Source organism: Bradyrhizobium sp. SZCCHNGR1005 (genome assembly GCF_032489995.1).
Classification (GTDB): domain Bacteria; phylum Pseudomonadota; class Alphaproteobacteria; order Rhizobiales; family Xanthobacteraceae; genus Bradyrhizobium.
The window spans coordinates 30,670-47,409 of the sequence record NZ_JAUEZC010000016.1; the positions used below are offsets into that span (position 1 = coordinate 30,670).

Consider the following 16,740-nt stretch of genomic DNA (forward strand, 5'->3'; position numbering starts at 1 on the left):
CTTGACATGCAGGCGCTTCACACCGCTGCGACCGGAATGGCGGCACAGGAACTGAACGTTCAGGTGATCTCCAACAACATCGCCAACCTGCGCACCACCGGCTTCAAGAAGCAGACGGCGGCGTTCCAGGACCTGATCTACGAGCATGTACGCCGCGTCGGCGCTCAGTCCTCCGACCAGGGCACGATCCTCCCGGTCGGCATCGATCTCGGCGGCGGCGTCAAGACCGTCGGCACGCCGCGCTCGATGACGCAGGGCACGCTGTCGCAGACCGGCAACGACCTCGACCTCGCCGTCTCGGGCGAAGGCTTCTTCAAGATCCTGATGCCGGATGGCACCAACCAGTACACCCGCGACGGCACGTTCCAGATGGACAATCAGGGCCGCATCGTCACCGCGCAGGGCAATCCGGTGCAGCCGACCATCACCATCCCGCAAAACGCCTCCGGCATCACCGTGAACTCGCAAGGCCAGGTCTCGGTGACGCTGCCGGGCTCGAGCACGTCGCAGATCATCGGCCAGATCCAGCTCACGCGCTTCATCAACAAGGCCGGTCTGCAGCCGGTCGGCAACAACCAGTTCATCGAGACGCCTTCCTCCGGCGCGCCGCAGGACGGCATCGCCAACCAGCAGGGCTACGGCAGCATCACGCAAGGCAGCCTGGAGCAGGCCAATGTCGACGTGGTCAGCGAGATGAGCGAACTGATCGCGGCGCAGCGCGCCTACGAGATGAACGCCAAGGTCATCTCCGCTGCCGACCAGATGATGCAATCCACCACCGCGCTGTTCCGCTGAGGCAATAGGAGCCTGCCATGAAGATCCGCACCGCGCGTCCGCTTCTCATCGCTGCAGCCCTGCTGGTCTCGACCGCGCTTCCCGCCCTGGCCGGCGGCGCCGACGAGCAAATCGCCGCTCCCGTGCTGCGCGCCACCGTCAACGTCACCGGCGATATCGTCCGCGTCGGCGACCTCATCGACAATGCCGGCGCCGCAGCGCAGGTCGCGGTCTACCGAGCACCCGATCTCGGCACCACCGGCATGCTGCCGACCGCCCAGGTGATCTCGGTGCTGCGCGCGCACCAGGTGATCGGGGTCGACACCCGTGACATCAAGGAAGTCGCGGTGACGCGGCTCGCACGCAGCCTCGCGACCAAGGACATCGAGCAAGCGGTGGCGCAGGCGCTCGACCACCGCTCCGGCCTTGGCGATGCCGCCAATATCAGCCTGAGCTTCGACCAGGCGGTGCAAGACCTGAAGTTCGACGCGGCAACCAGCGGCGCGCTGATCCCGACCTCCGTCCGTTTCGATCCGCGCTCCAGCCGCTTCGATGTGGCGTTCGAGATCGGGGCGAACAGCGGTACCGCGCCGGTGCGGCTGCGTTACACCGGTGTCGCGATCGAGACCGCCGAGGTCGCGGTGCTCACCCGCAATGTCGACCGCAACGAGCTGTTGCGCTCGGGCGATCTCGTGATGGAGCGGCGGCCTCGCGCCGAACTCGGCGGGGCAGAACCCGCCTCGCGCGAGTTCGCGGTCGGCATGCAGATGCGTCGTCCGGCGCGCGCCGGCCAGGCGCTGAAGAGCACCGATCTCGCCAAGCCCGACCTGGTGCAGCGCGACCAGAACGTCACGATCGTCTTCCAGACCGCCGGCATCTATCTGACCACGCGCGGCAAGGCGCTGGACAACGGCACGGAGGGCGACGTCGTCAGCGTGCTCAACCTGCAATCCAAACGCACCGTGACCGGTCGCGTCAGCGGCCGCGGCCAGGTTTCGGTCGAGATCGTCGTGCCCAAGCCCGCGCAGACCGCCGAAGCCGAGATTCCTGCTCCTGTATCCGTCGCCGCGCGACTTCCCGCGTCCGCCACCCCGAAAGCCGAGTAAGTTCCATGTCGAAGTTCACGTCTGATGCTCCGTCCTACAACGGCTTGCGGCGGCTCGCGCTGGTGTCGGCCTCGCTCGCGGTCCTGTCGGTGGCAAGCGGCTGCTCCTCGATCGATCGCCTGTCGCAGGTCGGCGAAAGGCCGAAGCTGACGGAGATCGACAATCCGACCACCCAGCCCGGCTACAAGCCGGTGCAGATGCCGATGCCGAAGCCCGAGACGGTGTCCTATGCGCCGAACTCGTTGTGGCGCAACGGCTCGCGCGCTTTTTTCAAGGACCAGCGCGCGCACCAGGTCGGCGACCTCCTCACGGTGACCGTCAACATCACCGATCAGGCGAACTTCGCCAACGAGACCCAGCGCAGCCGCACCGGCAAGGAAGACTCGGGGATCACCGACTTCATCGGCTCGAAGACCATCACGCAGGCCAACAAGATCCTGCCCGGCCGTATCCTCACCGAGGACTCCTCGTCGACCTCGGACGGCAAGGGCTCGATCCAGCGCTCGGAATCGTTGACCACCAGCGTCGCCGCAGTCGTCACCCAGGTATTGCCGAACGGCAATCTCGTGGTCGAGGGCAAGCAGGAGATCCGGGTGAACTACGAGATCCGCGAACTGATCGTGGCCGGCATCGTGCGTCCCGAGGACATCCAGAGCGACAACACCATCGACTCCACCAAGATCGCCCAGGCCCGCATCTCCTATGGCGGCCGCGGCCAGATCACGGACATCCAGCAGCCAAGATACGGCCAGCAGGTGATGGATATATTGCTACCGTTCTAGCGAGAGCCTGAGGCTGGACGCGTGATGTTGCACGACACGACTGCACCCACGGCACGATCCAAGTGATGCGATGAAAGTCCCCTCCCCCTTGTGGGGGAGGGCTAGGGAGGGGGTAACCCCAAGCGCGACGTTGGTTCTCAGCGAAGAACGACAGCAACGCGCGGCTCCTCTCCCCGACAACGAGCTCCCACATCGCTCGCCTGCGAACCTAGGCGCAGAAGAGTGATGGTATACACGGCCTCCGGTAGCTCCCCTGCCGGGGGCCGTGTTTGTTTGTGGGAGCCAAGAACGCCGTTCTACCCAAAGCCGCCCTATCCTCTCGATTCCCATTGGGTGAGTGCCTAGCATTCGTTAAATGCACTGGGAGAACATTGTCCTTGACGCATCGCTCAACCTCCTTTATGTTCTTGTTTTGTTCTAACCTCTAATCGAGGGACGTATCGCGATCGTCACGAACGTTGAGGTTGGAATGCGATGGCTGCGGGCGCGCCGAACAGACGAGCGGCGCGGACGCGGACGGTGAAATCGTGTGGTCCTGGCGTCCCGGTGCTGGCGCCAAGGTCGCGACGAGGGCCTTGGTCCTCGCGCGGGTGACGGGGGCAAGACAGCCGATCCCCGGGGAGATCACGTATAAGCCGTAAGCCCATCGCGCAGGGAAGGCCGGTTGTTCGGCTCGTACCTGTGGTGACTGCCGCCTGCTTTTTTGATGCAGGCGGGCCATGGGTGCGGCCTGCACCCGGCCTTCCCTGCGCCCTCGTGTTGCCGAGGGTGATGACCAGCAAAACCTCGGGCGGATCGGCGCCGCGGGAACGTCGTTGCTTTCGGTCGTTCTCGCGACGGAGGCTTTGCGCCTGTAAAGCAATACTTGACTGTGTAAAGCGTTACTTTACATTCGAATGGCTTAGAGCAGTGATCGAGAGTTTTCGGCACAAGGGCCTGCGACAGCTGTTCGAGGACGACAATGCGCGAGGCGTCCGTCCGGAACATGTCCGCAAGATCAGGCAGGTTCTCGCCGTTCTGGACGTGGCGGAAACGATCGACGCGCTCGATCTGCCAACGTTTCATCTTCATCCCCTGAAGGGCGATCTCAAAAGCTTCTGGGCAGTGACCGTTCGAGCCAACTGGCGGATTGTTTTTCGATTCGAAGACGGGGTGGCCTGGGACGTCGATCTCGTCGACTATCACTGAGGATTCTCCATGGCGATGAAAAGCCCTCCCCACCCCGGCGAACTGCTTGGCGATACGCTGGAGGAGATCGGCGTCTCCATCAGCGCGGCGGCCAAGGGCCTCGGGGTCACGCGCCAGCAACTACATAATGTCATTGCCGGGCGAAGCGGCGTCAGCGCCGAGATGGCGGTGAGGCTGGAGAAAGCAATCGGCAGCACTGCCGATGCCTGGCTCAAGATGCAGATGGCCTATGACCTCGCAGAGGCCCGCAAACGCCCGATCGACGTCAAGCGATTGGCGCCGGCGTGAGCGAGCGAAGGCGAATTTGTAAAGCGCAGCGTGCCCCTCCTACACTCACTCGAACCTCGCCTCCACCGTACCCAGCCCGTCCAGTTCCATCCGCACGCGGTCGCCGGGCTTGAGCCACACCGTCTTGATCAGGCTGCCGGTCAGCACCAGCTGACCGGCCTCGAGCCCGTCGCCGCGAGCGGCAAGATGATTGGCAAGCCAGGCCAACGCGTGCAGCGGATGTCCCAGCACGTCGGATCCGGCCCCCGCGCCGGCCAGCGCATCGTTGATGAAGGCGCGGCCCTGCACTGCGGCGAGGTCCGGCACGGCACCGCGCGCCACCGCCGGACCGAGCACGCAACCGGCGGCAAAGAAATCGTCGGCGATGAGCGTCGGCGCGCCCAGCGTCTCCCACTGCACATAGCGGTCGTCGACGATCTCGATCGCCGCATGGCAGTCGCCGATCGCCTCCGCGACATGCGCGATGGTGAAGGGCGCATCCAGCGGCAGCAGGTCTTGCGCGAGCCGTACCGCGATCTCGCATTCGACGCCGACGCGGACGAAGTCGGCCGCGCGCAACACGGCACCGGACTCGTGAACGCCGCGCGCAAATACGCCACCGGCGCAGGGATGCGGAATGCGAATGTAATCCTGCATCACCTTGCTGGTGCAGCCGATCTTGTAGCCGGCGAAATCGCCGGCGTGCTCGGCAAGCAGCCAGTGAACCTCATGCTGGATCTCATAGCCCGCCGCTTCATCCTGCGGCTGAAGCTGAGCCGGCAGCGCGGCCAACGGCCTCCTCTCCTGGCGGGCGCGCATGATCAGTTGCGCGGCAGCCAAGACCTCGTCTGCTCCCATTGTCGTTCAACTCCCGTTGTCAGCCGCCCCAAGCGGCCGTTCAGGATTGCTGGCGAACGGATTGTTTATAAACGACTTTCATCAGCTCGTCTCATCCTGCATTGCGGCAGCTTCGGACCACGTTCAAAACGCCTGCCGGGCTGTTCAGATGGAGCTTTAGCGCGCTCACGGCTGCACCAGCCCGAGCTTCAGCAGGCTCTCGGCGGTGGCCATAATGATCTCCTCGTTCGGCCGCGGGTTCCAGCCGAGCACATTGCGGGCCTTGTCGCCGCTGGCGGCGCGGCGGAGCCCAAGCAGCGGCTTGACGTCACGCAGTTGCGGCACGGCGAGCGCGACGACGCGCGCCAGCCAGTTCGGCATTTCGAACCGAGGTGCGCGCCGGCCGGCCCGGCCCATCCGTTCCCGCAGTACCGACGCAATGTCGAGGATCGACACCGGCGGGCCGGCCACCGCAAGGAACCGTTCCCTGTTGGCGGCCGGATCGGTCATCGCGCGCAGGTGCAGGTCGGCGACATCGCGAACATCCACCAGGCCGAAATAGATCTTGGGCGCGGCCGGCGCCCTGCCCTGCATCAGCGCCTGCACCACCGCGATCGAGGGCGAGAAGTCCGGACCCAGCACGGGGCCGAGCACGGCGACCGGGTTCACCGCCGCAAGCTCGAGCCCGCCCCCTTCGCGCGCCATGAAATCCCACGCCGCACGCTCCGCCAAGGTCTTGGACTTCGGGTAAGGCTGCACGTCGGGGCCGTTAAGATCGGTCCAATCGGTCTCGTCGAAGGGCTTTTCGCGTGGAGAATGCCCATAGGCGATCGCGGCAAAGGAGGAGGTCAGGACGACGCGCTTCACGCCGGCATCGCGCGCCGCACGCAGCACCCGGAGCGTTCCCTCCCGTGCCGGCACGACCAGTTCGCTCTCGTCCTTCGGCACGTAAGGCGGCAGGGGCGAGGCGACATGCAGGACATAGTCGCACCCCTTCACGGCGTCGGCCCAGCCGGTATCAGCGGTGAGATCGGCGGCAAAAAAGGACGGATTATCGATCGAAGCAGCGCCGCCCGCCCGCAGCATCGCCAAGGCGTCGTCCTTGCGATCGGGATTGCGGACGGTGGTGCGGACCGTGTGGCCGGCGGCCAAGAGCTGCAGGATGCAATGCGCGGCGATGAATCCCGAGCCGCCCGTCACCAGAACCTCGCTCATCGCACACCTCAGTTCGGCAGGCCATTGCCGCCGCAGGGATCATGCGGCGCGCGCCTGCGTTTTGTGGGCGCAGCTTGTGACAAGGAGAAGACGACCGAATACGGCAGGCGGAGGCCCGCAACAGCGAACCAGCCAGAAACGACGGCGCCCCGCATTGGTACGGGGCGTCGGACAAAACAAACCGCGAATTATTCGTCGCGGTACACCTTCTCGCGCTTCTCGTGACGTTCCTGCGCTTCCACCGACAGCGTTGCGATCGGGCGGGCTTCGAGCCGTTTCAACGAAATCGGCTCCCCGGTCTCCTCGCAATAGCCGTAGGTGTTGTCCTCGATGCGCTGGAGCGCGGCGTCGATCTTGGAGATCAGCTTGCGCTGGCGGTCGCGGGCCCGAAGCTCGATCGCGCGATCGGTCTCCGACGACGCGCGGTCGGCGAGGTCCGGATGGTTCACGTTCTCCTCCTGCAGAGCCTGCAGGGTGAGCTTCGATTCGCGAAGTATCTCCTCCTTCCATGCCAGCAGCTTGGCGCGGAAATACTCGCGCTGGCGTTCGTTCATGAAAGGCTCTTTTTCGGAAGGCTTGTAGTTTTTCAACTTTTCCAAGGTCGGCCCATCTGTACGTGCTGGCGCCGGTCGTCGCGGCACCGGCGGACGGAATACGCCCGTTCGCGGCCGCCTTATATAGCGACGCCCGGTGCCAGACAACATTCCCGTGGGCGGGGACGGCCCGCCCCCAAACCCTTGCACAGGCAAATCTATCGGGACCGTGCGGGGCGCCCTCGGGAATCCTTAATAGCCGACCGTGAAGCGCTGCCGCAGATGGGCCGGCTGCTCGATCTCGTCGGCCAGCGCGACCGCATAATCCTCAAAGGAGATCCAGCTTTTACCGTCGCTGGCGGTCAGCAGCTGATCCGTTCCGAGCCGGAACTTTCCGGTCCGCTCCCCCGGAACAAACATCGCCGACGGCGACAGGAAGGTCCAGTTCAGCTCCTTTTCCTGCCTCAGGCGATCAAGAAAGGCGGCTCCCTTCTCCGCTTCGGCCTTGTATTGCGGCGGGAACGAGGGGGTCGTGACCAGGCGCACGCCGGGCGCCACCTCCAGCGAGCCGGCGCCGCCGACCACGAGATAACGGCCGACACGTGCATCCTTGGCGGCACCGATCAGCGCCTCGGGATCGCTGACCAGGAAATGGATCGAACTGATCGCGACATCGTGGCCGGTCCACAGTCTGGCCAGCTCGCCGCGATCGTTGGCATCGCCCCTGACCGGGGTGACATTGGGCAGCTCGGCGATCTTCTCCGGATTCCGGGCGATCGCGGTGATCTGGTGGCCGCGGCGGGCCAGTTCGGCGGTAATCCGCGACCCGGCATTTCCGGACGCGCCGGTGACGGCGATCTTCATTGACAAGCTCCTGTCTGGCATCTGTGACGTGGTAACCAACGGGAACTAGATAGCGGATAGAATGCTGGTGTTAAGAACGCACTTTAAGATCACCTGGTCACGCCGGAGTAACCCATGAGAGCCGCCGACGCCTATTCGGCCGATTGTCCGACCCGGAAGATCCTCGATCGCGTGGGCGACAAATGGGCCGTGCTGATCCTGCTGCTGCTTCGCGACGAGCCTTTGCGCTTCAATCAGTTGCGCCGCGCCATTGAAGGCATCTCGCAGAAGATGTTGTCGCAGGTCTTGAAGAGCCTGGAGCGCGACGGGCTGGTCCGCCGCCGCGCCATCGCGACCGTGCCGGTGACGGTGGAATATTCGATGACGCCGCTGGGACTGACGCTGGCCGCCGCCGTCGATCCTCTGAGGGACTGGGCGGAGAACAATTTGAAGGATGTGCTCGCAGCCCAGCGCCGTTACGACGCACAGCACCGGCCCAAAGCCAGCATCAAGTCGCGGGTCAAGGCCGCGTAAGCGGTGGTGCGCTCAACCCTGCCCCGCTTTGGCGAGCTCGACCTCAACGCGCAGCTCAATTTCTGACAGCACGGCATCGAGCCCGGGATCGCCAGACGACTGCTTCAGCGCGGCAGCGGCATCGCGCAGACGGCTGGCCATGCCGGCGTCGAGCTTGCCGGAGAGCAGCGAGAGCTTGAGTTCGTCGAGTGCATCGAGCGCGCGCCGGCCGCGCTGGACTGAGCGCTTGCGGCGCTCCCGCGGCTCCTCCTCGATTCCCTGCAGCGCCAGCAGCGCGTCGATATTGGCGGTCTGCTTCGGCGCCAGCGTCGCACGCGTCTCCTGCGTCGTTCCGATATCCGGCAGCATGAAGCCGCCGGACGATGTCTTTCGCGTCGAACTGGTGGATGTCGTCGGCGTGGTGCCGTTCGGTCCGATGATGCGCATGGGTCTTTCCCGCGGCTTCGTGTGCAAGGCGAGCTTGGCCGCTGCATGGTTAATGACGCGTAAACGGCCCGGCAAAATCTGCCGGGGCGGCATTTTCGATCGCGCAGAAGACGCGATCCGGAGAAAGGAGCATCGATCAACTTCGTATGATTTCAATCAGTTAAGCCACGGCGTCGAGGTGGCACGGTGCTCGCATAGTTAATGGTGATCATGCGGTCATGGGAGTGGCGGCAGCGATCGCTCAGATTTTGAGAGTTCGAGGGGAGCATAGGATGCGACGCATCCGTTCGACGCGCCTGTTTCAGGTGGCCTGCGCAGCATTGCTTGCGCTGGCGTCATCGACCATATCGGCCACCGCAACGTCGCGGATCAAGGATCTCGCCAATATCGAAGGCGTGCGCCAGAACCAGTTGATCGGTTACGGCCTCGTGGTCGGCCTCAACGGCACCGGCGATACGCTGAACAACATCCCCTTCACCAAGCAGTCGCTGCAGGCGATGCTGGAGCGCATGGGCGTCAACATCCGCGGCGCCACGATCCGCACCGGCAACGTCGCCGCCGTGATGGTGACCGGCAATCTGCCGCCATTCGCCACCCAGGGCACGCGGATGGACGTGACCGTCTCCGCGCTCGGCGACGCCAAGAACCTGCAGGGCGGCACCCTGCTCGTCACCCCGCTGTTAGGCGCCGACGGCAACGTCTACGCAGTGGCGCAAGGCTCGCTCGCCATCTCGGGCTTCCAGGCCGAGGGCGAAGCGGCGAAGATCGTACGCGGTGTGCCGACGGTCGGCCGCATCGCCAACGGCGCCATCATCGAGCGCGAGATCGAGTTCGCACTGAACCGGCTGCCGAATGTGCGGCTGGCGCTGCGCAATGCCGACTTCACCACGGCGAAGCGGATCGCCGCGGCCGTCAACGATTTCCTCGGGGTCAAGTCCGCCGAGCCGATCGACCCGTCGACCGTGCAGCTGACGATCCCGCCCGAATTCAAGGGCAACGTGGTCGCCTTCCTGACCGAGATCGAGCAGTTGCAGGTCGATCCTGACCTCGCCGCCAAGATCGTCATCGACGAGCGCTCCGGCATCATCGTCATGGGCCGCGACGTCCGGGTTGCGACCGTTGCTGTCGCGCAGGGCAATCTCACGGTCACGATCTCCGAAAGCCCGCAGGTGAGCCAGCCCAATCCGCTGTCGCGCGGCCGCACCGTGGTCACACCACGAACCAGCGTCGGCGTAACCGAGGACGGCAAGAAATTCGCGGTCGTCAAGGACGGCGTTTCCCTGCAGCAGCTCGTGGACGGCCTCAACGGGCTTGGCATCGGGCCGCGCGATCTCATCAGCATCCTGCAGGCGATCAAGGCCGCGGGCGCGATCGAAGCCGACATCGAGGTGATGTGATGTCGGCCTATATCGACACCTATAGCGGCCGCGTTCCGCTCAGCCTGCCGAGCCCGGTCGGCCCGACCGAGCCGCGCACCGATCTGGACCTCGCTGAAGCGCTGACCAAGGTCTCGCCGAAAGCGCAGGCCAAGGCGAGGTCAACGGCCACCGATTTCGAGGCGATGTTTCTGAACTCGATGTTTTCGCAGATGACGAGCGGCGTCAAAGGCGAAGGCCCGTTCGGCGATACGCCCGGGACAGGCGTCTGGCGGTCGATGCTGACCGAGCAATACTCCAAGAACTTCGCCAAGGCCGGCGGCGTCGGCATCTCGGACGAGGTGTTTCGTACATTGATCCTGCAGCAGGCGAAAACAACGGGCCAAAGCGCGGCCTGATCAGTTCAGTTGAGTGGCGCGCAAGCGCGCGCAATCGAGGAGTAAAGACATGACGGCACAGGTGCAGGCCAAGCAGACTACCTATCAGGCAGCGACCAACGCCACCGAGGCGCGAGCGCTCGCCGATCAGCTCATGACGGCGATGAGCGATCTGCTGGGAGTCATCGAGCAGGAGACCGAGCTGGTGCGCGCCGGCAAGCTGCGCGAGGCGATGGCCTTCGGCCCCAGGAAGACCGAGCTGTCGCGCCATTACGTCGCCGGCGTTGGCCGCCTGAAAGCCAGCCAGACCTTCATGCAGGCGCAGGCTCCCGAGCTCCTGGCCGCCCTGCACCGCCATCACGACGCGTTCCGCGCCATGCTGAAGGTCAATCTGACCGTACTCGCCACCGCACACTCGATCTCCGAGAAGATCGTGCGTGGCGTCAATGCCGAGGTCCAGCGCCGCAACATTCCCGATACCTACACGGCGAATGGCCGGCGCGCCGCCCCGACTTCGCGCCAGCTGACCCCGCTCACCATCAGCCGCTCGCTCTGACGGACTAACTCCCATTGCCCGCAGGCGCCGCGCCTTGGGCGCCGCCTTAATCTATCTTAAATGCCAGGAATGGTTGAAACGCGCCATTTATTCTATTTCCTAACGTAACTTTGAAACATGACGGACATGGTTGCATCGCGGATTGGTTGAGATTTGACTCGACTGGCACGAGGAGGCTGCCATGAGTACCGACTTCAGCGTCAGGCCGGTGGGGGCTGCATCACCCGCCCCTGTTGTCGCGCCGTCGAGCCCGGCGGTGAGCAATGCTGTTCAGACGGAGCTACCGCCGAGCCAGAGCGTCACCGCGGCCGACCCCAGCGTCATGATCCGCAACGACACGCAGTCTCAGGTCCAAGGCGAGGTGTTCCTGTCGCATCAGGCCTATTACGACCGCGCCGCAGCTGCCATGGTGTTTCAGGTGGTCAACCGCCGAACGGACCAGGTCGTCGACCAATATCCCGACGAGGCAGTGCTGCGCCGGCGCGCCTATTTCCACAGCCTCGATCTGCAGAAGGACTTGCAGAAAGAAGAAGCCCCGCGCGTGCCGCCGACCGACCGGACCGCATGAGCGGCCGCCGAGCGTAGTACGGGCAGCAGGCCCATCCGCCGCCCTCGATCCTACAGGTGCAAAGCGTTTATCTCACGGCCTGCTTAGCCGCTCTGCGTCGCATAGGCCGTATCGAGATAGGTCTGGCCGGAGGCCGGATCGGTCACCACGTTCTTGATCAGCGCCTTGCCCTTGCCGGTCAATGTGAACTTGGTGTCGCCGATCCGAAACGCATTGTCCTTGATCAGGACGTCCTGGTACTTCGACGTCCCCTCGCTCTGATAGCGTACCCTGGCGCGAAAGCCCTGGACGTTCGAGACCGTCACCGTGAACGATTTGTTGTTGGCGTAATTGCCGGTCCAAGTGCCCTGATAGAGGGTCGGATCCACCGCAACATATTTGCTGCTGCTCTGTGCAGTGGTCAGGACGTTGGATTTGTAGGCGGACGACAGGATGCTCATCACATCGGCCATGACGTTCCCTCCTTCGACCGGCAAATGGCCGATCAGCCTCGTCCTGAGAGGCCGGCGGCGATATGGCAGTTGATGTCGATCAGCGATTTGAGTTTTGCCGGGTCGGGATTCAACTGCATCTCGATGGTCTGCTTCATCACGAACACGCCGATATTGGCGATGTTCTGACGGATCTCGAGCGGATTCGGATTGTCATCCATCTCCATGGCGCTCATGAAAATCGTCCAAAGCCGACGATTGAACAGCAGCGCCTTATGCATGTTGCGGTCCGGACCGCTCCAATTGGCCTGCACTTCCTGCAGTTGCCGCGCCGCCTTCAACAGGGCCTGTGCTTCGATCTCCCGGGGTGATGCTGTCGTTTGGGACGTGCGTGCATAGGCTTGAGCGGCATGTGACATCAACTACTCCGGGACTGACGCGAAGGACACGACCAATTGCACAGGTTTTGTACGTTGGGTGCCTTTAAAATATGGTTAGCGGGTATTATCCTATTTGTTCGAGGTTGCCTGACTGGTGCCTCAAAAACGACATCCCCCACCGCGCGCCTTAACGCCAAACAAAGATCGCAAATCAAACTGCAGAAATTTTTCTGCAACTAATAGCGATCCGCCCCGAAGGTCCCGCTCGGGTCACATGAATTGAAAAACTGCCAAAACGGCGCCGCCCAGTCTCGTCCGAAGACACCGATCTTTCAAACGAAAAGCGGCGGGTTTTGCCCGCCGCTTTCGTCGTATCAAAGATGCAGTGATCGCTTAGCGGAGAAGCTGCAGCACGCTTGCCTGCGACTGGTTGGCCAGCGCGAGCGCCGAGACTGCGATCGACTGACGGGTCGACAGCGCCTGGCTGTTGGCCGCTTCCTGGTTGGTGTCGGCCAGCGTCAGGTTGGACGAGCCGGTCTGCAGCACGTTGATCAGGTTCTTGTTGAATTCCTGGCGGACCTGCACGATCGAAAGGTTCGAACCGAGCGCGGACGCTTCCGAACGCAACGTGGTGGATGCGCCCTGCAGCGAGTTCAGGATCTTGTTGGCAGAGCTGGAGTCGAGGAAGTCGACGCCGGATGCCAGCGGGCTCAGTCCGAGTCCGGTGATGTTGAAGGTCACGCCCGTGATCGAGAGCGTCGACTTGCCGGTCTCGTCGAACACCAGCTTCAACGTATCGCCGTTCAACAGGTTGATGCCGTTGAACGAGGCGTCGACCGCAGTGGTGTTGATCTGCGAGAGGATGTTGTTGTACTGCGTGACCAGGTTCGAGCGGATCGCCTGCGAGTTGGTGTCGATCACCGGCGTGGAGCCCGTCAGGCCATTGAACGCCGCACCGGCGGCTGCCGCCGTACCACCGATCGCGCCGATCGTCGAGGACGCCGCATCGTTGATGGTGGTGATCGCGATCTTGCCGGTCGTATCGACAGAGGCCTGCAGGTTGTTGGCTGCGAGCGCCGCGTTCAGGTCGTTCAGCGAGTTGACCTTGCCCGTCCCTATCCCGAACGTGACGCTGGTCGGGGTTCCACCGCCTGTCGCAGCGATCGTGAGCGTCTGGCCGGCCAGACCATCGCCGACTTGGCTGAGGCCGAGCTTTGCCAGAGTGCCGGTCGTGCCTGACAGCGTGAGCCCTGTCGGCGGTGGCGTCAGGGTGATGGCGCCCGAAGCGCTGATGGAGCCGCTGATGCCGGTCGCCGTCTGGATCGCCGACAGCAGGCTGCCGACCGTGTCGCCGATGCCGATCGAGGTGCCCGACGAGGTCGATCCGGCGATGAACGTGAACGTCGTGCCATTCACGGTCAGCGTGTCTGTGGTGGTGAAGCCGGTGGCGAGGTCATTCGAGGTGCTGCTGCCGGTGCCCGACAGCTTGGTCGAGCTGGTGATCGCGGCCGGTGTCGTATTGTCGTTAAGAAGGGCGGTGCCGGTGGTGGGGGTGATGGAGGCCCCGAGCAGGCTGGTCGCGTTGGCGCCGGTCAGCGCAGCCGAGGTGACGGTGGATTTCGTCGCGTAGCCCACCGCTGTCTGCAGCACCTGGTTGGCGATCGACTTGGCGCTGTCGACCAGCTTCTGGAGCGAGGTGATGCCGGTGTTGGCCGCCTGCAGCACCTGAACGCCATTGCCGATACCATCGAGCAGGTTTGCGATATCGCTGGCGCGGTTGTTGAGGCCTTGCGCGGTGAAAAATTCGGTAGGGTTGTCGAGCGCTGTATTGACCTTGTTGCCGGTGGCCAGGTTGTTTTGAGTCGTGGCCAGCAGCTGCGCCGTGTTTTGCAGCGCGAGCAGGTTTTGGCGAGCTGAAGCCGAGAGGACGATACCGGACATTCGTGTGAAACCTTCCTAGTTATTCACTAGCCGGTTTTATGCATTCCCCTTTAAAACATGGTTAATCGCCGTTTAAATTCTTTGATTAACGAATGGTTACCTCCTCCCTGCCTGGGATACCGGTCATCGCATAGCGGCCCGGCAAGCGCGGCCCGAACGCAAAAACGGCGGGGTTTCCCCCGCCGTTTCGCAACGTCGTTTCGCTCGGGTCGAGATCAGCGCAGCAGCTGCAGCACGCTCGCCTGCGACTGGTTGGCGAGCGAGAGCGCGGACACCGCGATCGACTGGCGGGTCGACAGCGCCTGGCTGTTGGCCGCTTCCTGGTTGGTGTCGGCCAGCGTCAGGTTGGACGAGCCGGTCTGCAGCACGTTGATCAGGTTCTTGTTGAAGTCCTGACGGATCTGCACGACTGACAGGTTCGAACCCAGCGTCGAGGCCTCGGACCGCAGGTTGGAGCTGGCGGAGTTGAGGACGTTGAGCACCTTGTTCGCCGACGAGTTGTCGAGGAAGTCAACGCCCGAGGCGAGGTTGGTCAGGCCGAGGCCGGTGGTGTTGAAGTTCACGCCGGTGATCGACAGCGAGGATTTGCCGGTCTCGTTGAAGGTCAGCTTCAGCGTGTCGCCGTTCAACAGGTTGACACCGTTGAAGGAGGCGTCGGCAGCGGTCGTGTTGATCTGCGCGAGCACGTTGTTGTACTGCGCAACCAGGCTGGCCCGGGTGGCCTGCGAGGTCGGATCGGCCACCGGAGCCCCAGCCACCAGACCGTTGAAGGCCTGGCTGGCTGCCGCCGCCGTGCCGCCGACCGCGCCGATCGTGAACGACGCCGCATCGTTGGTCGTGGTGATCGAGATCTTGCCCGTCGAGTCGACCGAGGCCTGCAGGTTGTTGGCGGCAAGGGCTGTGTTGAGGTCGTTCAACGAGTTGACCTTGCCCGTCCCGATACCGAAGGTGATACTCGTCTGAGTACCTCCGCCTGTCGCACCGATCGTCAACGTCTGGCCGGCGAGACCATCGCCGACCTGGGTGAGGCCGAGCTTCGCCAGAGCGCCGGTCGAACCTGACAGCGTGAGACCGGAGGCCGGAGGCGTCAGGGTGACGGCGCCCGTTGCGCTGATCGAGGCGGAGACGCCGGTCGCCGTCTGGATTGCCGACAGCAGGTTGCCGACGGTGTCGCCAACACCGATCGAGGTGCCGGACGAGGTCGAGCCCGCGATGAACGTGAAGGTGGTGCCGTTCACGGTCAGCGTGTCGGCGGTGGTGAAGCCGGTGCCGAGGTCGTTCGAGGACGTACCGGCGGTGCCCGACAGCTTGGTGGAGCTGGTGATCGCGACCGCGCTCGACGTGTTGTCGTTGAGGACGTTCGTGCCGGTGACGGCGCTGGTGGAAGCCCCGAGCAGGGTGCTGGCAGTCGCGCCGGTCAGCGCGGCCGTGGTCACGGTCGACTTGGTGGAGTAGCCGACCGAGGTCTGCAGCACCTGGTTGGCGATCGACTTGGCGCTATCGACCAGCTTCTGCAGCGAGGTGATGCCGGTGTTGGCGGCCTGCAGCACCTGCACGCCGTTGCCGATACCATCGAGCAGATTGGAGATGTCGCTGGCCCGGTTGTTGAGGCCCTGCGCGGTGAAGAAGTTGGTCGGATTGTCGAGAGCCGAGTTGACCTTGTTACCGGTAGCAAGGTTGTTCTGGGTGGTGGCGAGAAGCTGAGCCGTCGACTGCAGCGAGAGCAGGTTCTGGCGCACCGACGCCGAGAGAACGATACCTGACATTATTCATACCCTTCTGGTGTGAAATGAGATCCTGATCCCTTCGAGACCAGGTGAAGCCTTCGATCGACTTCGCGATCAGGCGACACGGGCAAAGTGAACGGGAGTGGCTAACAAAACCTGAAGCGCCGCGGGTGCCGGATCGATTCCCGTTGCCTCCACAAGGGTTCGATAGGCGCGACTGCGAGTCACGGCCCGGCAAAAGCCCTTTGATAAGTCAGCGTATTTACCATCCGGCCAGCCCGTTTACCGGTCATTAACCTTGTTCGGAAAGGATTTGCCTCGTGCGCCGGCCGACCTTTGCGCGCGCAAAGCGCGAGCGATCTACTTCGCCCCGGACCGCCACCATTGATGACAGGCCTCTCGGAGCCGGCTCATGGACCGGACACGACGCGGCAACGGAGAACAAGGATGGCCCTGAAAGTCGAACTCAAGCCGCACGAGCGGATCATCATCGGCTCATGCGTGATCACCAACACCGATCAACGCGCGCGGCTTCTCATCGACGGGGACAACGTCCCGATCCTGCGCGAGAAAGACATCCTCACTCCGGAAACGGCCGATACGCCCGCGAAGCTCGTCTATCTTGCGGTGCAGCTAATGTACATCTCGCCCGCAGCCGACACCAGTCACGGCACCTACTTCAACCTGCTGCGCGACATCATCACGACGGTGCCGAGTGCCTGGCCGCTGATCGAGGCCATCAACGCCCACATCCTCAATGGCGACCTCTACCAGGCTCTGAAGGAAGCCAAGAAGCTGGTCGCTTATGAAAAGAAGCTCCTGGAGCAGGTCGAGGCCGAACAGGCGAAGTGCGTCAGCAGCGCGGCCTGATCATATGGA

General features: G+C 63.6%; 20 protein-coding genes. 11 read left to right on the forward strand and 9 right to left on the reverse strand.

The annotated features are described in order from the left end of the window. Positions 1-6 precede the first annotated feature (6 nt). The 5 genes from flgG (at position 7) to QXZ85_RS32980 (ending at position 4,138) form a co-directional block, all read left to right on the forward strand. Positions 7-795, forward strand: a complete 789-nt coding sequence (gene flgG / locus QXZ85_RS32960; protein ID WP_315707155.1) for a flagellar basal-body rod protein FlgG — start codon at positions 7-9, stop codon at positions 793-795. A gap of 17 nt (positions 796-812) precedes the next feature. Next, on the forward strand, positions 813-1,880 hold the full coding sequence (flgA, locus tag QXZ85_RS32965; protein ID WP_315707154.1) for a flagellar basal body P-ring formation chaperone FlgA: 1,068 nt from the start codon (positions 813-815) through the stop codon (positions 1,878-1,880). A 5-nt stretch (positions 1,881-1,885) separates the two neighbouring features. Next, positions 1,886-2,662, forward strand: a complete 777-nt coding sequence (flgH, locus tag QXZ85_RS32970) for a flagellar basal body L-ring protein FlgH (protein WP_315707153.1) — start codon at positions 1,886-1,888, stop codon at positions 2,660-2,662. Positions 2,663-3,433: 771 nt separating this feature from the next. Next, positions 3,434-3,850 (forward strand): type II toxin-antitoxin system RelE/ParE family toxin, encoded by a 417-nt coding sequence (locus tag QXZ85_RS32975; protein ID WP_315707152.1) that lies wholly within the window; start codon positions 3,434-3,436, stop codon positions 3,848-3,850. Positions 3,851-3,859: 9 nt separating this feature from the next. After that, positions 3,860-4,138 (forward strand): HigA family addiction module antitoxin, encoded by a 279-nt coding sequence (locus tag QXZ85_RS32980; RefSeq protein ID WP_315707151.1) that lies wholly within the window; start codon positions 3,860-3,862, stop codon positions 4,136-4,138. A 45-nt stretch (positions 4,139-4,183) separates the two neighbouring features. Here QXZ85_RS32980 and QXZ85_RS32985 read toward each other — a convergent pair whose 3' ends face one another. From QXZ85_RS32985 to QXZ85_RS33000, 4 genes are all read right to left on the reverse strand, one after another. Further along, entirely contained in the window at positions 4,184-4,975 is a 792-nt protein-coding gene (locus tag QXZ85_RS32985) for a 2-keto-4-pentenoate hydratase (protein ID WP_315707150.1), read from the reverse strand. 165 nt (positions 4,976-5,140) lie between these two features. Beyond that, the gene (locus tag QXZ85_RS32990; protein WP_315765740.1) at positions 5,141-6,169 is read right to left on the reverse strand and encodes an aldehyde reductase; all 1,029 of its coding nucleotides are present in this window, start codon (positions 6,167-6,169) and stop codon (positions 5,141-5,143) included. 188 nt (positions 6,170-6,357) lie between these two features. Beyond that, entirely contained in the window at positions 6,358-6,723 is a 366-nt protein-coding gene (gene dksA, locus QXZ85_RS32995; protein WP_172114412.1) for an RNA polymerase-binding protein DksA, read from the reverse strand. Positions 6,724-6,954: 231 nt separating this feature from the next. After that, a complete protein-coding gene (locus tag QXZ85_RS33000) occupies positions 6,955-7,566 on the reverse strand; it encodes an NAD(P)-dependent oxidoreductase (RefSeq protein ID WP_315768063.1) in 612 nt (203 codons plus the stop codon). A gap of 114 nt (positions 7,567-7,680) precedes the next feature. Here QXZ85_RS33000 and QXZ85_RS33005 point away from each other — a divergent pair, with 114 nt between their 5' ends. After that, positions 7,681-8,079 carry a helix-turn-helix domain-containing protein gene (locus QXZ85_RS33005; RefSeq protein WP_315707147.1) on the forward strand — a complete coding sequence of 133 codons (399 nt, stop codon included), beginning with the start codon at positions 7,681-7,683 and terminating at the stop codon, positions 8,077-8,079. A gap of 12 nt (positions 8,080-8,091) precedes the next feature. Here the strand turns inward: QXZ85_RS33005 and QXZ85_RS33010 are convergent, their stop codons facing one another. Continuing rightward, on the reverse strand, positions 8,092-8,505 hold the full coding sequence (locus QXZ85_RS33010; RefSeq protein WP_315707146.1) for a flagellar assembly protein FliX: 414 nt from the start codon (positions 8,503-8,505) through the stop codon (positions 8,092-8,094). 272 nt (positions 8,506-8,777) lie between these two features. Here QXZ85_RS33010 and QXZ85_RS33015 point away from each other — a divergent pair, with 272 nt between their 5' ends. From QXZ85_RS33015 to QXZ85_RS33030, 4 genes are all read left to right on the forward strand, one after another. After that, positions 8,778-9,902, forward strand: a complete 1,125-nt coding sequence (locus QXZ85_RS33015) for a flagellar basal body P-ring protein FlgI (RefSeq protein ID WP_315707145.1) — start codon at positions 8,778-8,780, stop codon at positions 9,900-9,902. After that, positions 9,902-10,279, forward strand: a complete 378-nt coding sequence (gene flgJ, locus QXZ85_RS33020; RefSeq protein ID WP_409977567.1) for a flagellar assembly peptidoglycan hydrolase FlgJ — start codon at positions 9,902-9,904, stop codon at positions 10,277-10,279. Before QXZ85_RS33015 ends, flgJ begins: the two co-directional genes overlap by 1 nt. Positions 10,280-10,328: 49 nt before the next feature. Next, the gene (locus QXZ85_RS33025) at positions 10,329-10,814 is read left to right on the forward strand and encodes a hypothetical protein (RefSeq protein WP_315707143.1); all 486 of its coding nucleotides are present in this window, start codon (positions 10,329-10,331) and stop codon (positions 10,812-10,814) included. A gap of 181 nt (positions 10,815-10,995) precedes the next feature. After that, positions 10,996-11,382: a hypothetical protein gene (locus tag QXZ85_RS33030; RefSeq protein WP_315707142.1), complete on the forward strand. Its 387-nt coding sequence runs from the start codon at positions 10,996-10,998 to the stop codon at positions 11,380-11,382. 83 nt (positions 11,383-11,465) lie between these two features. Here QXZ85_RS33030 and QXZ85_RS33035 read toward each other — a convergent pair whose 3' ends face one another. The 4 genes from QXZ85_RS33035 to QXZ85_RS33050 all read right to left on the reverse strand — a co-directional run bounded on the left by QXZ85_RS33035 (position 11,466) and on the right by QXZ85_RS33050 (position 15,900). Next, positions 11,466-11,834, reverse strand: a complete 369-nt coding sequence (locus tag QXZ85_RS33035) for a hypothetical protein (RefSeq protein ID WP_315707141.1) — start codon at positions 11,832-11,834, stop codon at positions 11,466-11,468. Between the two features lie 32 nt (positions 11,835-11,866). After that, positions 11,867-12,232, reverse strand: coding sequence for a flagellar biosynthesis regulator FlaF (gene flaF, locus QXZ85_RS33040; protein WP_315707140.1), 366 nt, complete (start codon positions 12,230-12,232; stop codon positions 11,867-11,869). 354 nt (positions 12,233-12,586) lie between these two features. Continuing rightward, positions 12,587-14,134, reverse strand: a complete 1,548-nt coding sequence (locus tag QXZ85_RS33045) for a flagellin (protein ID WP_315707139.1) — start codon at positions 14,132-14,134, stop codon at positions 12,587-12,589. Between the two features lie 215 nt (positions 14,135-14,349). Continuing rightward, positions 14,350-15,900 carry a flagellin gene (locus tag QXZ85_RS33050; protein WP_315707138.1) on the reverse strand — a complete coding sequence of 517 codons (1,551 nt, stop codon included), beginning with the start codon at positions 15,898-15,900 and terminating at the stop codon, positions 14,350-14,352. 408 nt (positions 15,901-16,308) lie between these two features. Here QXZ85_RS33050 and flbT point away from each other — a divergent pair, with 408 nt between their 5' ends. Continuing rightward, entirely contained in the window at positions 16,309-16,731 is a 423-nt protein-coding gene (gene flbT / locus QXZ85_RS33055) for a flagellar biosynthesis repressor FlbT (RefSeq protein ID WP_315741854.1), read from the forward strand. Positions 16,732-16,740: the final 9 nt, after the last annotated feature.